Source organism: Pelomonas sp. V22, assembly GCF_030014915.1.
GTDB lineage: Bacteria > Pseudomonadota > Gammaproteobacteria > Burkholderiales > Burkholderiaceae_C > JAUASW01.
Window position 1 is genome coordinate 152158 of the sequence record NZ_JAGIXS010000005.1, and the last position, 16066, is coordinate 168223.

The 16066-nt window shown below is 60.9% G+C and carries 11 protein-coding genes; all 11 read left to right on the forward strand.

Annotated features, from left to right (window positions below):
- Window positions 1–8: 8 nt before the first annotated feature.
- On the forward strand, window positions 9–1469 hold the full coding sequence (locus J7U46_RS16785; protein WP_282827881.1) for an N-6 DNA methylase: 1461 nt from the start codon (window positions 9–11) through the stop codon (window positions 1467–1469).
- On the forward strand, window positions 1466–2884 hold the full coding sequence (locus J7U46_RS16790) for a restriction endonuclease subunit S (protein ID WP_282827883.1): 1419 nt from the start codon (window positions 1466–1468) through the stop codon (window positions 2882–2884). Before J7U46_RS16785 ends, J7U46_RS16790 begins: the two co-directional genes overlap by 4 nt.
- Window positions 2885–2920: 36 nt before the next feature.
- Complete coding sequence (gene zorA, locus J7U46_RS16795) at window positions 2921–4903, forward strand: anti-phage ZorAB system protein ZorA (protein WP_282828208.1); 1983 nt, start codon at window positions 2921–2923, stop codon at window positions 4901–4903.
- Window positions 4904–4927: 24 nt separating this feature from the next.
- The gene (locus J7U46_RS16800; protein WP_282827885.1) at window positions 4928–5689 is read left to right on the forward strand and encodes a flagellar motor protein MotB; all 762 of its coding nucleotides are present in this window, start codon (window positions 4928–4930) and stop codon (window positions 5687–5689) included.
- On the forward strand, window positions 5668–7431 hold the full coding sequence (locus tag J7U46_RS16805; RefSeq protein ID WP_282827887.1) for an EH signature domain-containing protein: 1764 nt from the start codon (window positions 5668–5670) through the stop codon (window positions 7429–7431). Before J7U46_RS16800 ends, J7U46_RS16805 begins: the two co-directional genes overlap by 22 nt.
- Window positions 7424–10696, forward strand: coding sequence for a DEAD/DEAH box helicase (locus J7U46_RS16810; RefSeq protein WP_282827889.1), 3273 nt, complete (start codon window positions 7424–7426; stop codon window positions 10694–10696). Before J7U46_RS16805 ends, J7U46_RS16810 begins: the two co-directional genes overlap by 8 nt.
- A gap of 94 nt (window positions 10697–10790) precedes the next feature.
- The gene (locus tag J7U46_RS16815) at window positions 10791–12146 is read left to right on the forward strand and encodes a PD-(D/E)XK nuclease family protein (protein ID WP_282827890.1); all 1356 of its coding nucleotides are present in this window, start codon (window positions 10791–10793) and stop codon (window positions 12144–12146) included.
- 93 nt (window positions 12147–12239) lie between these two features.
- Complete coding sequence (locus J7U46_RS16820; protein ID WP_282827892.1) at window positions 12240–13202, forward strand: hypothetical protein; 963 nt, start codon at window positions 12240–12242, stop codon at window positions 13200–13202.
- A 42-nt stretch (window positions 13203–13244) separates the two neighbouring features.
- A complete protein-coding gene (locus J7U46_RS16825; protein WP_282827894.1) occupies window positions 13245–13457 on the forward strand; it encodes a hypothetical protein in 213 nt (70 codons plus the stop codon).
- 391 nt (window positions 13458–13848) lie between these two features.
- Window positions 13849–14951, forward strand: a protein-coding gene (locus J7U46_RS16830; protein WP_282827896.1) for an IS3 family transposase whose coding sequence is annotated in 2 segments (ribosomal slippage) — window positions 13849–14104 and window positions 14104–14951 — 1104 coding nt in all. Because the reading frame shifts where the segments join, the coding sequence is not laid out codon by codon here.
- 315 nt (window positions 14952–15266) lie between these two features.
- Entirely contained in the window at window positions 15267–15608 is a 342-nt protein-coding gene (locus J7U46_RS16835; RefSeq protein WP_282827898.1) for a hypothetical protein, read from the forward strand.
- The last annotated feature ends 458 nt before the right edge of the window (window positions 15609–16066 follow it).

The window sequence follows — 16066 nt, forward strand, 5'->3', positions numbered from 1 at the left end:
TCGCTCCCATGACCACCTCCGACATCGTCCAGAAACTCTGGAACCTCTGCGACGTCCTCCGCGACGACGGCATCAACTACAGCGACTACGTCACCGAGCTGGTGCTACTGCTCTTCATCAAGATGGAGTTCGAGAACACCGAGAGCGGCATCCTGCAGGCGCACAAGCTGCCCGACTACGCCCGCTGGCCCGAGTTCACCAGCCGCTCCGGCCTGAATCTGCTGACGCACTACAAGACCAGCCTGCTCCAGCTTTCGCAAAGTCCGGATCCGCTGATTGCTGCCATCTATGCCGACGCACAGACCAGCCTCAAGGAGCCGCGTCACCTCGAGCAGCTGATCAAGAGCCTGGACGGCATCGACTGGTTCAGCGCCAAGCAGGACGGCCTGGGCGATCTCTACGAAGGCTTGCTCGAGAAAAACGCCAACGAGACGAAGAGCGGTGCCGGCCAGTACTTCACGCCGCGCCCGCTGATCGACAGCATCATCCACCTGATCAAGCCTCAGGCCGGCGAAACCATCCAGGATCCCGCCGCAGGTACGGCCGGCTTTCTGATCGCCGCCGACAGCTACATCCGCAGCCAGACCGACGACCTCTACAACCTCAGCGAGAAGCAGCGCCAGTTTCAGCGCAACAAGGCGTACCTGGGCATGGAGCTGGTCTCCAGCACCCGCCGCCTGGCGCTGATGAACTGCCTGCTTCACGGCATGGAGGGTGACGACGAAGGCGTGGTCCACATCGGCAACACCCTGGGCAGCGTCGGCAGCAGCCTGCCCAAGAGCGACATCATGCTCAGCAACCCGCCCTTTGGCACCGCCAAGGGTGGCGGCGGCCCCACCCGCGACGACCTCACCTACGCTACCAGCAACAAGCAGCTGGCCTTCTTGCAGCACATCGTGCGACACCTGAAGGACGGTGGCCGCGCCGCCGTGGTGCTGCCCGACAACGTGCTGTTCGAGAGCGGTGTCGGCGCCGAAATCCGGCGCGATCTGATGGACAAGTGCCGCCTGCATACCATCCTGCGCCTGCCCACGGGCATCTTCTATGCCCAGGGCGTGAAGACCAATGTGCTGTTCTTCCAGAAGATGAGCCAGACCGCGACTGGCAGCACCCAGGAAGTCTGGGTCTACGACATGCGGGCCAACGCGCCCAAGTTTGGCAAGCGCACGCCGCTGACGCGCACGCATTTCGCCGAGTTTGAGACTGCGTTCGGTAGGTACGCCAACGGGCAAGCTGAGCGGCTAGACCAGGGCGAAGCCGGGCGTTTCCGTCGCTTCAGCCGGGAGTGGATTGCCAAAGAGAAGGGCGACAGCCTGGACATCGCCTGGCTCAAGGATGAGAACGCCCAGGATGTAGCTGACCTGCCCGAACCTGCGTTGTTGGCTCGGGAGGCTGTCGATGAACTGAATGCGGCCGTCGAAGAGCTGGAGGCGATCCTGGCGGAGCTTGGTGAGGCGGAGGCATCGTGACAGTTTCTGAAACCCCACGGGGCTGGACTCACGCGAAGCTAGGTGGACTGGTCGAGTTCAAATACGGCAAGGCCCTGCCTGAAAGGCTGCGCTCAGGTTCGGGATTCCCGGTGTTTGGTTCCAACGGCGAAGTGGGTAGGCATGAAGTACCTTTGACCTGCGGGCCCACCATCGTCGTCGGTCGCAAAGGGAGCGTAGGGCAGGTTCATTTTTCGGCGGGCGCCTGCAGCCCGATTGACACGACGTATTACGTCGACCAAGTGCCCGGTGGCCAGTTCAGATACTGGCTGCATCAGCTTCGCTCGCTGGAGCTGCAGAGCCTGAACAAGTCCACTGCCATTCCCGGGTTAAGCCGCACCGACGCCTACTCGATCGGTGTCAACTTGCCTCCTGTTGCCGAGCAACGCCGCATCACCGACAAGCTCGATACCTTGCTGGCCCGCGTGGACGCGGTGAACGACCGCCTCGCCCGCGTCGCCCCCTTGCTCAAGCGCTTTCGGCAATCCGTGCTGGCGGCGGCGACCGCTGGGAGGTTGACGGAAGAGTGGCGAGGTGCACTTGCATCAGCACCCATCAATTCGAGGCACGCGCTGGACGAAATTCTCCAAGGCCAATCTGGCCGCGTAAGGGTTCGAGGTGAAGCGGCACGGGTTAGCCGTGAGGTGTTGTACGAGCTGCCGAATTCTTGGGCATGGGTACTCAATCATGAACTGGCCGAGCATGACTCAAACGCGATTTGCGCTGGGCCGTTTGGAACGATCTTTAAGGCCAAGGACTTCCGTGACGAGGGTGTGCCGATCATTTTTCTGAGGCACATCGGTGAGGGCTACTACTCGACCCGAAAGCCGGGGTTCATGGCAACGGAAGTATGGAGAGAGCACCATCAACCGTACTCGGTATATGGAGGGGAGCTATTGGTCACGAAACTTGGTGACCCGCCCGGAACTGCGTGCATCTATCCCGAAGGTGTTGGAGCGGCGATGGTCACCCCAGATGTGATGAAGATGAGCGTGAACCCGAACGCGGCTGATTCACGCTATCTCATGCACTTCTTCAACTCGCCAAACTCTAGAAAGATCGTTGAAGCACTCTGCTTCGGTGTCACGCGGCTTCGCATCGACTTGTCAATGTTCAAGACGTTTCCGATACCGCTTCCTCCACGCGATGAACAGGTAGAAATCGTCCGCCGCGTCGAACTCCTCTTCGCCTACGCCGACCGCTTGGAAGCCCGCCTTCAAGCCGCCCAGACCGCCGCGCAACGCCTGACCCCTGCCCTGCTGGCCAAGGCGTTCCGAGGCGAACTGGTGCCCCAAGACCCCAACGACGAACCCGCTAGCGAGCTGCTGAAGCGGCTTGCCGCATCACGCGCGGCAGCGCCCAAGATCCAGCGCGGGAGGGCTGCCCGCGCGACCTGATCCTTTGTTCCACCTTTCTGAGCGAGATTGATCAGCATGTTTGAAAACAAAGAAGTCCTGGGCACGATCGTGCACTGGGGCGTAGGGGGGCTGCTGGCACTGGCAGCTGTTTTCTTCCTGATCCAGTTCCTGGTACCCGCCTGGCGGGTGCGCAGGCAACTGGCGTTGGCCATCGATCGCCTGTCTGCGATCAAGGCGTCCGGGCCCGTGCTGGACCTGGACCAGATCGAGCGTGAGGTAATGAGCGCGCCTGCGCTGCAGCACTGCTGGAGCGAGTTCCGCGACACCCTGCACGCGCAGAAGCGAGCCAATGCCATGGGCATGATGGAGGTGGTGCGCTGGCGCCAGACCGCGCAGGCCAATGCCTTCTTCACCGAGCAGAGTCTGGTTGATGCACCGCTGCGCACCGAGTTCTACAAGCACCTTCCCGGCATCCTGACGGGCCTGGGCATCATTGGCACCTTTACCGGCCTCATCCTCGGGCTGAGTGGGTTTGACGTGTCGGACGATGCTGGCAAGGTGCGGGCCGGCCTCAAGAGCCTCGTGGACAGCGTGGGCGGTGCCTTCGTTGTCTCGGGCGCGGCGATCTTCCTGGCCATGCTGGTGACCACGGTCGAGAAGCTGATGATCAACGGCCGCTACACCCAGCTGGAACGGTTGTGCAGCGTGATCGACAGCCTGTTCGATTCAGGCGCAGGTGAGGAGTACCTCCTCCGGCTGGTCGAGGCAAGCGAGACCTCGGCTACGCAGGCCATGCAAATGAAGGAGTCGTTGGTCACGGACCTAAAGCAGGTGCTGACTGAATTGACCCAGCAGCAGATCGCCACGATGAGCGCCACGAGCAGCCAGCTCGGCGAAACTATCACCGGCAGCCTCAGTGAAGGTCTCAAGGAACCACTCGCGCGCATCTCAGATGCGGTGCAAAGCGTGAGTGGCAATCAGGGGGACGCGGTCAACAAGCTGCTGACCGATGTGCTCGCCGGCTTCACGCAGCAGATGGAGACCATGTTCGGCGGCCAGATGCGCGGCATGAACGAGATGCTTGGGCAGACCGCTGCAACGATACAAACGGCTTCGCAGCGCTTTGAGGCGCTCGCGGCGCAGATCCAGCAGGCGGGGACCGGCGCGGTCGAGGGGATGGCTCTGCGCATGGATGAGAGCCTCAAGCAGATGCAGGCGCGGCAGGCCGAGGCCAATGAGCAGATGCGTGCGTTCATCGAGCAGCTCAAGACCAGCGTGGCGCAGGGGCAAAGTGAGTCTGCCGACTTGGCCATGGGCATGATGAGGGAGCTGGGCGACAGCACCAGTGCTCTCGTCAAGCAACTGCAGCAGCAGAGCCATGCGGCGGGGGCCGAATTCAGCGCTCGCCAGGCTGCCATGGCGCGCGACACCAGCGAGCTGTTGGGCGCACAGGCCGAGGCGGTGGGCGGGCTGTCCGCCACGGTTGAGGCGGCTGCTGCAGCGATGCGCGAGGCCGTGGATCGCATGAAGACCGCCACGCACGAGAACATCGACCGGATGGGGATGGGTGCCGAACGGCTTTTCCAGGCGAGCAACACGCTCAGCAGCAACCTGGACGAGATGCGTAGCGCCTCTGGCGGGCTGAGCGGCTCGGCAGACAAGCTCAACGCTGCCAGTGGCGTGTTGGGTACCGCACTGACGGCAACGCAGCAGGCCCTGGGCGAGCAGCGCGCCGTCCGCGACGCGCTGGCCTCTATGGTGCAGGACCTGCGTGCCACCATTGAAACCGCCAAGCGCGAGGGCTCAATGACGGCGCAACTGGTCCAGCAGCTGCGAGCCGCGAGTGAGACGCTGGGCTCGGCAGCAGGGCAAGCCGATCAGTACCTGGCCTCGGTGTCCGAAGTGCTGGGGACGGCACACGCTGAGTTCGCGAAGCACATGGAGACCACCTTGCGCGAGGGCAATCGCGCTTTCCATCAGGAACTGGCCCAGGCGACGGGATTGCTCAAGGGCGCAATCCAGGATCTGGGCGACGTGGTCGATGGCATACCGCAGTAGCATTGATCAGGGAGAAGTTGAACCATGATTGGCATGCAAGCCACGGCGCGCAAGCGCGCCCGAGAAGAGGGTGAAAGGCCGTTCTGGATCTCGTTTTCCGATCTGATGTCGGCGCTGATGGTGCTGTTCCTCGTGGCAATGAGCGTGGCGCTGCTGGCGGTGACTAAGAAGGTGTCGGACGCTGAACGAGAGGAGCGCAGTCGTGCCGATGCCATCGAAGCACTGATGGTGGATCTGCGCGAGGTCCTGACCCGCAAGGAGTTCGAGGGCATACGAGTGATCGGCAACACCATCGACTTCGGCCCCCGTGGCACCTTTGAGCGTGAGGGGCAGAACACCTTGTCGATCGCTCAGCGAGAGGTGCTACGCAAGTTCACTCCCACGCTGCTGGACAAGCTTCGCGATTCCGACGCGGGCAAGCGCTGGTTCAAGCGGGCGGTGGTGGAGGGTTACGCCAGCCAGACGGGCTCCTATTTGTTCAATCTCAATCTGAGCCTGGAGCGCAGCGGTCGCGTGCTATGCGAGTTGCTGCATGCGGCACCGGACCCGACTCAAACGCTGTCCGTTGACGATCGCAAGCTGATAGCAACGAAATTCTTCGTTGGAGGTGCGTCCTTCAACTCTTTGCGGCCTGGCGATGCCAGCCGGCGTATCGAGTTCAAGCTGGAATTCAAGACTCGGCAGGAGCTTGCGGACGAGCAGACACATCCACATCAGAACGTCGATGACGCGACGCTGAGCGCCGCACTGAACGTCAACGAGCCATGCCAAGTTCGCGATCGCTAGACGAGCTGCGCAGCCGGCTGCGCGAAGGACTGGACCCCAAGCATGTCTTTCATGCGCCGGTCTGGGGAGACCCGCAGGCGATGAGCAAGGCGCTGCGGCAGATCCGGCATGACTTGTCGTCAAGCGATGATGGCAAGCCCAGCTTGGACAGGCTTCAGCACTCACTGAGGCAGTTTGCGCAGACGCAGACGGTGCCGAATTTCACTGAACTCAAGTACCTCTGCTACGGCGCCACGGTCCCCCTGGGCCAAGGCAGTTCCCGGCTGATTGATCGGCCGCCGCTGTTTGACAAGCTGCTGCAGTTGGTTGAAGTCCGCGAGGCGCAGGCCAAGCAATTCAGGCGCTGCTACCAGGGCTTGCTCAACGCGTACTTCGGCTACGAGAAGTACGCCGTGCAAACGGAGTTCGGGCCAGACAACTGGGGGCGGCTGCGTGGCTTCCTGGGCAGCAGACTCGATGGGGTTCGCAAGAGCGCCCGGCAGCGTGGTGAGCCTCCTCCATGGGTCGAGCTGCTCGCTGAGCACCGCAATCTGCTGGGTGACGAGCCCTGTGCCCCCTACGCCAATGCATTGCTGAACGGTGATACCAGCGGCCTGCGCGCCGTGTGCGAAGGGCTGGGCATCGCCAGCAGCTCATGGGTATGGGACGACGCATTGATGGCCTACGTTGATCTCGTTTGCGCCGGGTCCGACCCAGCCTTCAAGCGAGGTCTGACTGGCGTGCTGGACTTGGTCAACGAGAGGCTGGATCTGCGCCTGCCGTCGACGCTGGGGACCAAGGCGACCGCGCTGACCGTTTCGCGCTATGCCCGCTGCGAGGACAAGCCCGAACACGCCGACCTTCGCGACACCAGTCTGGCACGCATTGGCAACCCCTGGCTGAGTCGCTCGGCCTGGGCTGCACATGTCAACGATGAAGCGGCCCGACAGATGATCGAAGGGTGGCTGAAGCGCCGCCTGATTAAGGACTTCTTCGAACTCTTGGCGCAGGATGGTGGGGCTGACCTTCGACGGCTGAACTACTGGCTGAAGTGGGAGCCACAGATTACCGACATGTGGTTTGTCCTGGGCACCGATGCCCGGCACAACCCGACGACAGCATTCAGGGAATTGCGCAAGCGCATGGAAGGCCGTGAGCGAGTGCTGCAGGACCCCAACGGCTCGAACAACGCCTTCGTCATGCGTATTGGACAGCTCCTGGTGATCGAATTCGGCGTGACAGGTAACGCCTGCTACGTGTTCGCGGCTGCGGACTTCAAGTCCGATCTGCAGGCTAGAACCTTCTCCATCCATGCGCTGAAGCAAAGATCTGGCGCGACTCGTCTTTCGCACATGTCGACTTGGGAGTTCAAGTTTGATTCCGAGCTTCGCCGGCTGCTCAGCAATGTGCCATTGTCCAAGGGCACTTTGCAGCCCAGCGCACCGCCCGCTGCGCCGCGTGTGGATCACAAGCCTGCGCCGCCGGCGCCCAAGCAGCCTATTGCCGACCGATGGTCGCCTTTCGCGCCATCACCGGCGGCAGCGAAGAGCAAGTTGTCGACGTTCGACCAGATGCAGATCGCTGCGTACTGCAGGACCGTGGGCCTTGGCCTGGAGGACCGGCGTGACAAGGGTGGTGCGCTCTGGGTTTTGATGCCCGATCGCAGCAAGTTCGAGCGCTTCGCGAAACAGCTTGAGTCGCAGGGCTTCCAGTATGCCGAGGGCAAGGGGCTCTGGCTCAAGGACGAAGGTAAGCATGTTTGATCGCTTGTTTGGCAAGGCTGAGACCAAGGTCCAGAGCCCTGCAGTTCGGTTCGATGAAGCCGGAATTCACTACAACTCGCCAGCAGAATCGACTGCTCAATGGCTCGCGATGCCCTATGACTACGGCGACGCGGCGGACCTGGGCGCGCGGCTTCAGCAGGTGTTTCTGGAAGGGCTTGGTAGCCGGCTGGAGACTGAATTTCTGCTGCCCTGGGCGGACGTCTATGCGCTGCTGAACCACCCGGAGCTGACGAACTTCCGTGATGCCTTGTCCATCCCGGCCGAAACCGAGGTCAGACCTCGGTTGACGAGCCGAGGCGCTTTGATGGACACAGATTTTGGGATCTTCCTTGACGGCTGGCTGGACCCGACGGGACGTCCGATGCAGCCGGCGCCCCGACTCGAAGGTCGTGTACTGAAGATCGGCGAGCAGGTACATCTCCTGCCAGGCGCATTGAATGAATTGCTGGATGAGCTGACTCGCTTTCATGCCTACCCGGCTGCCGAACGGAGCCTGTCGTTCAAGGAACAAGCCTTTGGACGAATGCGCAAGCTGGCCAAGGTCAGCGGCTGTGCAGTCTCAGACTATGTAGATCGGACTGTGGTCTTGACACCCGAGCGCTTGCGCCTGGCGATGAGCAGCCGTGGTGAAGCCGAGGGTCGGGTGGTAGAGGTCGCACCGAGTTTCGATGAAGAGCCGGCGCAGTGGCTGAGCCTCTTCGATCGCCTGCCTTTACAGGACAGCTACGACGTGCCTGATGGCGCTTCTCTGGTGCGAGTCGTCGTCTCTCCTGAGGTCAAGTCAGTGCTCGCCGAGATCAAGCGAATGCCCGGACGCCGTGTGGCCGGCCCGCGGGCCCAAGCCTTCGTGCGCAACCCATACGCCATCCTCGGAGGGGACGCCGAAGCGGTGATCGATCAGCATGAATTCGAGGAGGCACGCGCGACGGCAGGCATCGAATTCACTCGCTTCACGCCGCACGTGGAACGCGGTGATCGAGGCGAGGTCCAGCGGGTAGCGCTGCTGGTGGAGACGCTTGGCAGCCTGGGCATTCCCTCTGAGCCGACTTGGATCGATTCGCCAGCTGACTTGGCTGGGTTTGTTGATCACTTGGAGCGCTGCATTCAGGCGGGCGCTCAGTGCGTCACCTGGCGCGGGCGTGAGCTTGAGATCATCGGCGACTCAGCGGACCACCTGGCTTTGCTTCAGTCTTGGCTCCGCGAATGGTCAAGCCCGTCGTTGTGGACAGCTGACGAGGTGCTGGACCTCAGTCACTACTCGGCGCGTATCGAGGACATCGGGATAGAAAAATCCTTTGTCACCCCGGTCATCGCCAGGAATGATTCAGGCCACGGGTGGTTCGAGGGTAACGTCGCCGTGGGCATTCGCGTTGAGCACGGTGCCGATGCACCGCCGACGATACTGCCTGTAGAGCTTGTAGAAATTCCATCGCTCGAGCAGGCAGTGAACCGCGCGGAGAAAGCCGGTCGGCCGGACGTGTGCTTGCCTGGCCTCCAGGTCCCCGTGCCAATCAAGGAGGCCCGACAGGCGGTCGAGGCGCTGAAGAAGGCAGCACAAGACCTGCGCCGCAACAAGTTCGTGCCGGAAGCTGCGCCGGGAATTGGGGTAGCGAAGAAGCGCCTCATCATCAAGCGCAACCTGGAGGACGTGGACTACAACGAGTTCCGTGCGGTGGCGCTCCAGATGCCGGATGGCGCGGCGGCCCGATTGCCTCGATGCCTCAAACCGGAAGTTGCGTTGAAGCCGCACCAGTTGGTGGGTGTGGCCTGGCTTCAGCACCTCTGGGACGCCTCCCCGACCCAATGCCGGGGAACTGTGCTCGCTGACGACATGGGTCTTGGGAAGACGCTGCAGCTGTTGACCTTTCTGGCCAGCTGTTTTGAGCGAGACCCGAGCCTGCCGCCTGCGCTTCTGGTCGCACCAGTGGCGCTGCTCGACAACTGGCGCAGCGAGCTTGAGCGTTTTTTCATGCCCGGTGCCTTGCCCCTGCTCACTCTGTATGGGGATGCGCTGGCCCGGCTTCGGGTTGGGAAGCATGAGCTGGACGCCGAGCTGAAGCAGCTGGGGGTGACCCGCTTGCTGAAGAAAAACTGGATCGGTGGCGCGAAGCTGGTGTTGACGACCTATGAAACGATGCGCGACCTGGAGTTTGCGCTAGCCAGTCAGCAGTGGTCAGTCATGGTGTGTGACGAGGCGCAGAAGATCAAGACGCCGGCTGCGATGGTGACCCGTTCGGCGAAGAAGCAGAAGGTGCGTTTCCGAATAGCTTGCACGGGCACGCCCGTCGAGAACTCATTGGCGGACTTGTGGTGTCTGTTCGACTACGTTCAGCCAGGCATGCTCGGTGCGTTGAATCAATTTTCCCGAACCTACCGGCAGCCAATCGAAGCTAAGACGCCGGAACAGAAGGCCAGGGTGGAAGAACTTCGAGCCATCATCCAGCCCCAGATCCTGCACCGTAAGAAGACCGAAGTTGCCACGGACTTGCCGGTCCCGATTGAAGACACGGCGTGCAAGTCGTTGCCCATGTCAACGTACCAGCACGGGCTCTACGACGCGGCGCTGAGAATTCTTAATCAGGAGCGTGCGACAAATCCAGCCGCCCAGCTTCAGGCATTGATGGCGATTCGTCAGATCTGCTCAGACCCGCACGGCCATGCCGAGCCAGACACCCGCGCCATTGCCATTCAACGTTTGGTGCACGAGTCGCCCAAGCTGGGTTGGCTGGTCGACCGGCTCAAGACGCTTGCAGGGCAACCTGAGCAGGAGCACAAGGTCATCATCTTTTGCGAGTTCCGCGAACTGCAATTGATGCTGCAGCGGGTCGTTGCCGCGTTTTTCGGGTTCGCGCCGAGCATCGTCAATGGCGACACCTCCGCCGATCCCAAGTCGACTGAGGGGCGTCAGAAGCTGATCGATGCATTTCAGCGCAAGGCGGGCTTCAACGCGATCATCCTGTCGCCGTTGGCGGTGGGCTTTGGCGTGAATATCCAGGCCGCGAATCACGTCGTGCACTTCACTCGCACCTGGAATCCTGCCAAGGAGGACCAAGCGACGGCCCGGGCTTATCGGATCGGCCAATCGCGGGTGGTCACGGTTTATTACCCAGGGGTGGTGAGCGACAAGCTCGTGAGCTTCGATGTCACCCTGGACAAGTTGCTGAGCAAGAAACGAGCACTGGCGTCAGACATGTTGAATGGTTGTGGCGACCTCAAGGTGGCTGACTTCGCCGAAGTCCGCTGAGATCGCCGCTTGCGATTCTTAAGGACTGCATGGTCATCCTGAAGCTGGCCGCCAAACAAGACATTCATCCAAAATTGGCACGCCCTTAGACCGAATGAACAACGAGCTCCTTAAGTTTTGCTCATCCCCCACGCTTGTCGACCTGCTTGAAAGGGTCAAGAGCAGCAATGACATCTTGGACCTGCTCACGCCCCGCGAGAACCAGCACTCTGACCTTTTGGCATGGTGCTTCAACGCGAGAGAGGGGCACGGTCAGGGTGACGCGATCCTGAAGGACTTCTTGCTCGCCGTCTTCAAACAGTCAACCTCGAGTGAAGCCGGGGATCGCATCTTTGGCCGCGGCCTGACAAGAGACTTCGTGCGTGCCTGGACACCTGCGCGAATCCTGACTGCCAGCTTCGCGGGTGCGTTTTGCCTCCGCGAGTACACGCTTCCCAAGGCTGCCGCATCCAGCGCGGGCCGCCGTCTGGATCTTGTAGTCATTGACCCGGACAACCGGATTCTTGTGGTGATCGAGAACAAGGCGGGAGCGCGCTTCAGACCAGGACAGCTCAAGGAGTACGTCGAGGGGGTGCAAAAGGCGCTACTGTCCAAAGCGGCTTTCAAGGATTTCCATGTCGCGTTCGTGGCGATGGACCGCAACTGGGACCCTGAATCAGACGAGGAACTGGAATCCACAGACGACGAATTCGACCCGCGATGGGCTCATCTTGACTACGGCTGGCTGAAGCCTGGCGCGCAGCGAGCCGAACTGGCGGTGCAACGCGGGAACCAGGGGGCAGCGCTGCTCCTGTCTTACTGCCGCGCACAGTCTGGCTACGAGTCAGACGAGGAGCGACAGATATCCCGCAAAGCCCAGGAACTGGCCATCGAATTCCCATCAGTGGTGCAAGAAATCAAGCGTGTGGCACAGGAGCTGACCCGCCCTGAGCTGTGGACGCCCAACCTCATGCGCGCTGACAACACCGATGGACAGCTCCTGCGGCTCTACATGCAGCACGCTGAGGCCCTGGACAGGTTGATTGACCTGCCGGCGCTACAACTGCTGCATGGCAAGCTAACTGAGGGCTACCCAATACTGGATCACGACGACGAGCTGATCGACGTGGGCCGTGTATGGACAGGCTATCGGCTTCCCTTCGACACGATCATCCCCCAGGTCGATGACTACTGGCCTCTGTACCTGCGGATCAGGCATGTGAACTCGGAGGCCACAGGCAAGCCAAAGTTCAGGGTCACTTTGCTTTGGAAGCCTCAGCAAGTGCCTACTGAAGATCGACCTCGCATTTGTGCGGCGCTGGGAACTGAATTTGCGGCTGCGTCGGCCTCTGGTGAGCGGATCAATGCGATGCGGCTGGCAGATGAGTTGGCCGACGGCGTTGATGCCGCAGAGCGCGTCGCTAGATCGTTGATCCAAAAAGTGCAGGCATGTATCTCCTCGAAAAACTAGCTCACGCCATGAGCCACTGAGCAGCGAGCATTCAGGTCGGCAGTGGCTGCTTGACTGGCCACCCCAATCATTCAAACCGAGAACGGCGAACTCATGTCAATCTTGAACCTTGCCTACCATGCCTCGATCCAGGAGCGTGATGTAGACCTTCTGATTGTGGAAGAGCTAAGTTCGAGCGACGAGTTCGCAGACTGGCTCGTCGCCCGGACCTGGGGCCTCAAAAAGTTCTCGAGTTCAGTCGGGGCTTGGCACTCCGTAACGAGTGGCAGTTTGGGTGAGTCTGATGCGGTGTTCGTGTTCATCTCCCACGACGGCACTCGTCGAGCGCTGCTTCTTGAGAACAAGATTGATGCAATTGCGCAGCCCGAGCAGGCCGCACGCTACCGCATGCGGGGCGATGCGGGCCAGGCTTCAGAAGATTGGGCTGAGCATCGCTCGGTCGTTATCGCGCCCGCGCGGTACCTGAGCTCAGAGAAGCACCCTGGTGGATATGACTATGAGATCAGCTACGAGGAGTTGATGGCCTACTTCTCTTGCCGTCGAACTCGTGACAGGCGCTTTGCCTACAAAGCGCAAGTCATCAACGAGGCGATCGAGCAGAATCGTCGCCGTCCAGTTCGCGTGTTGAGCCGTGAAGTCACAGACTACTTCAAGGCATACGGCGAGTATGCGCGGACCTCGTTCCCAGAGCTTGGTGTCCGTGAGCCAGGCGAGCGTGCCGCCGGCAACACATGGATGTACTTCCGGCCGGCCGGATTTCCCAACGATGTTCAGCTGGTGCATCAAACTACCTCAGGCTTCGCAAAGCTGTTCTTTGACGGGCAAGCGGACCGCTTCGATGACATTCAACAGCGGGTGAAACCACACCTGAGTCCGATCATGCGATTGGAGCCTGCTGGAAAGTCGGTCTCAGTGTCTATTGCCGTTCCAGCCCTCGCCCCTTCCACCGGGTCGTTTGGTGCAGACGCTGCCGGCGCAGAGAAGGCGCTCGTTGCGCTTCGTGAGCTCGAGGGGGCGTATCGCCGCGCCTTCGTCGACGCGAACACGCAGTCATAAGCAGCGGCAGGGCCGAGCAAACTTAACAACCGGACGGATGCCATGGACTACACGTTTCGAGCTATTGCGACGATCGAAGTCGAAATGACCTTCGGGCAGTCCGAAGTGGTAAGTGCAGGAGGGGGTGAGGTCGAGCCCAGCGCGGCGAGCCTCGAGGATCTGCGACGAGACTTGGAGTCTCATATCGGCCAGCTCTACGTCGTCCGCAAGGTCTCGCTGGAGTCGGATCCTGGCATGCTGGTCGGATCGAATTAGCGGCGTTCGCCACTCACAATGCCGCGAAGAGAACGCCAACGAAGTCAACCATATGACAAACCGTGTGGCAGGCTTTTCGTCGACGCTCATCCGCCGCGTAGTTCAGCGGCATTTAGCGGTCAAAAGGAGCAAGGATGGTCGAGCGCGCATCGATCTGATGCAATTCCATCAGCGCGTTGAAGCGCTCCGCCACTGCATCCGATACCCAGCCTGCAGCTCGGAACGCCCCGCCACTTAAGGCGGAGCATCTGGGTGTTGTTAAGAACATGTACAGGAGGCATTTCAATGTGCAACCCAAAGGACCTGGACGAACCACTTCATGGTGATGACCTGCCCGGATTCTCCGAGACACTGATTCCAAGAGAAGATGGCTCCATCCCCCGAGGAGCCCATGAGAAAGAGTCGATTCACGGAAGAGCAGATGGTCGCGATCCTGCGCGAGGCGGACCGCACGACGGTGGCCGAAGCCGCCAAGAAGTACAAGGTGAGCGAGCCCACGGTCTACGCCTGGCGCAAGCACTTCGGCCAACTGGAGGTCGCTGACGTCAAGCGGCTCAAGGCGCTGGAGCTTGAGAACAGCCGGCTGAAGAAGTTGCTGGCCGAGGCCACGCTGGACAACGCGATCCTGAAAGAGATCAACGCAAAAGAATGGTGAGCCCGCTGGCTCGGCGTGCTCAGATCGCCCTCGCTCGCGAGCGGGGCCTGAGTCTGCGTCGGGCCTGCGGGCTGATCGGCATGTCCAGGGCGACGCCCAGCTACCAACCGCGCCTGCCGGCCAAGGATGCGCCGGTGATCGAGGCGATGAAGGAACTCTCGGCCCAGTACCCGCGCTACGGCTACCGTCGCATCCGCGTGTTCCTGCGGCGCAGGGGCTTTGAGCTGAGCTGGTCGCGCACGCATCGGCTGTGGCGCCAGGCGGGCCTACTGGTGCCTCGAAAGCGGCCTCGCAAGCGCATTGCATCGGTGCGGCCTCGTATCCATACGCCCTTCAAGGCCAACATGGTCTGGGCCTACGACTTCGTCTTCGACACCACGGCCAACGGCCAGCAGTTCAAGTGTCTGACCGTGGTGGACGAGTTCACCCGCGAGTGCCTGGCCATCGACGTGGCGGGTTCGATCCGTTCCAAGCGCGTCATCGAGGTGCTGTCGCGGCTGGTGAGCCTGCACGGCGCACCGCTGTTCATGCGCTCGGACAACGGCCCCGAGTTCGTCAGCCTGGCCATCCTGGACTGGATCGCCAGCGCTGGCATTGCCACGGTGCTCAACGATCCTGGGAAGCCCTGGCAGAACGGCACCGACGAAAGCTTCAACGGCAAGTTCCGCGACGAGTGCCTGTCCATCGAATGGTTTCGCTCACGACGCGAGGCCAGCGTCGTCATCGAAACCTGGCGTCAGCACTACAACGAGGTCCGCCCGCACAGCAGCCTGCAATACTTGACCCCGGTGGAGTTCAAGCAGCAACTCCGCCAAGACCTGCAACCCGCCGTCTTCTAGGAATTACTGTCTCGATTAAGCCGAGCAGGTCAGTGAGCCTGCTCGCGATGTCTTCCAAGATCTCAGCGAGGTAGTGCCGGGTAACGCGTTCTCGTGGCAAGAGGCCAAGCAAACGGACCTGTGGGATTTCGCGAACCTGAGTCACCGTGATTGAAGCGGATGACCATGGTGGAACGGGTCCTCGACTGGCGCCGGTGCCGCAGTTGGTTAGCGTCTAGACTCAGGCTTAGACATTAGCTTCAGAGGTGGGCGATGCGAATTCTTAGACTGACGTTTGTCATCGCGGCGCTTCTTCCGTTAGCCGCCCGAGCGCAAATGGCGACCCCTTCATTTGAGACGGTCTCGCGCTGCTTCTTTGTCTATGCACCGATCACCGAGCTTGGTCGAGACCTCCCGCACCAGAGCCTCTTCCATTTTGGTCAACCGAGGATCGGGTGGGCGGCTGGCTACGTACAAGCCAATCAAAATAATGCGGTATTCAAGCAGGTCTTCGAGTCCAATTTGGAGAAGAACAAGCGCGCCGCAGTCAAGCTGGAAACAATGCTGAGGCGGGCTATTCAATCAAAGGATCAAGGCCAGTTTCAGCGTGCCATAAACCAAGCCGTAGACTGCGATCGTGCGTTGGGAATTCGAACATCAGACCTACCAAATATGTGAACGCTGAGCGGTTATGGCAAGTTGTGTGTCGCTCATTGAACGAGTGAAGGACGACTGAATGCGGGCTGTTTTGAATGCCACTCAACAGCGAGGACGCTAGGAAATGGCAACGACCATTGCATCACTTCACCTGCTGGCGGTTCTAGGCATTGCTCTGCTGACCAAGAGTCGACTGTTAACTTGGCTTTCCGCACTCGCAGTCCTATATGTCGCGTTCGCTGTTGGTAGTTCCAACTATGCATTGGTTGATGCAATCTCAACGTTCATCGGCCTAGGAATGGGCCTCAGCCTGATTGGTAAGGAGCATGGACCTAAGCGGCGACCGGCGCGCCTTCATGGGACTGAGTCAGTCTCGCCCACAGGCAATCAGAGCATTTCGGTTGCTGAACGCCAGAGGGCGCCATCAGCCGATAGCCTTCCGATCGCGATAAGTCCTGCAAGGGACTTCGAACTACATC

Coding starts and splice junctions, on each gene's coding strand:
- J7U46_RS16785 (WP_282827881.1), top strand. CDS start 9: ATGACCACCTCCGACATCGTCCAGAAACTCTGGAACCTCTGCGACGTC.
- zorA (WP_282828208.1), top strand. CDS start 2,921: ATGTTTGAAAACAAAGAAGTCCTGGGCACGATCGTGCACTGGGGCGTA.
- J7U46_RS16800 (WP_282827885.1), top strand. CDS start 4,928: ATGATTGGCATGCAAGCCACGGCGCGCAAGCGCGCCCGAGAAGAGGGT.
- J7U46_RS16805 (WP_282827887.1), top strand. CDS start 5,668: ATGCCAAGTTCGCGATCGCTAGACGAGCTGCGCAGCCGGCTGCGCGAA.
- J7U46_RS16810 (WP_282827889.1), top strand. CDS start 7,424: ATGTTTGATCGCTTGTTTGGCAAGGCTGAGACCAAGGTCCAGAGCCCT.
- J7U46_RS16815 (WP_282827890.1), top strand. CDS start 10,791: ATGAACAACGAGCTCCTTAAGTTTTGCTCATCCCCCACGCTTGTCGAC.
- J7U46_RS16820 (WP_282827892.1), top strand. CDS start 12,240: ATGTCAATCTTGAACCTTGCCTACCATGCCTCGATCCAGGAGCGTGAT.
- J7U46_RS16825 (WP_282827894.1), top strand. CDS start 13,245: ATGGACTACACGTTTCGAGCTATTGCGACGATCGAAGTCGAAATGACC.
- J7U46_RS16835 (WP_282827898.1), top strand. CDS start 15,267: ATGGCGACCCCTTCATTTGAGACGGTCTCGCGCTGCTTCTTTGTCTAT.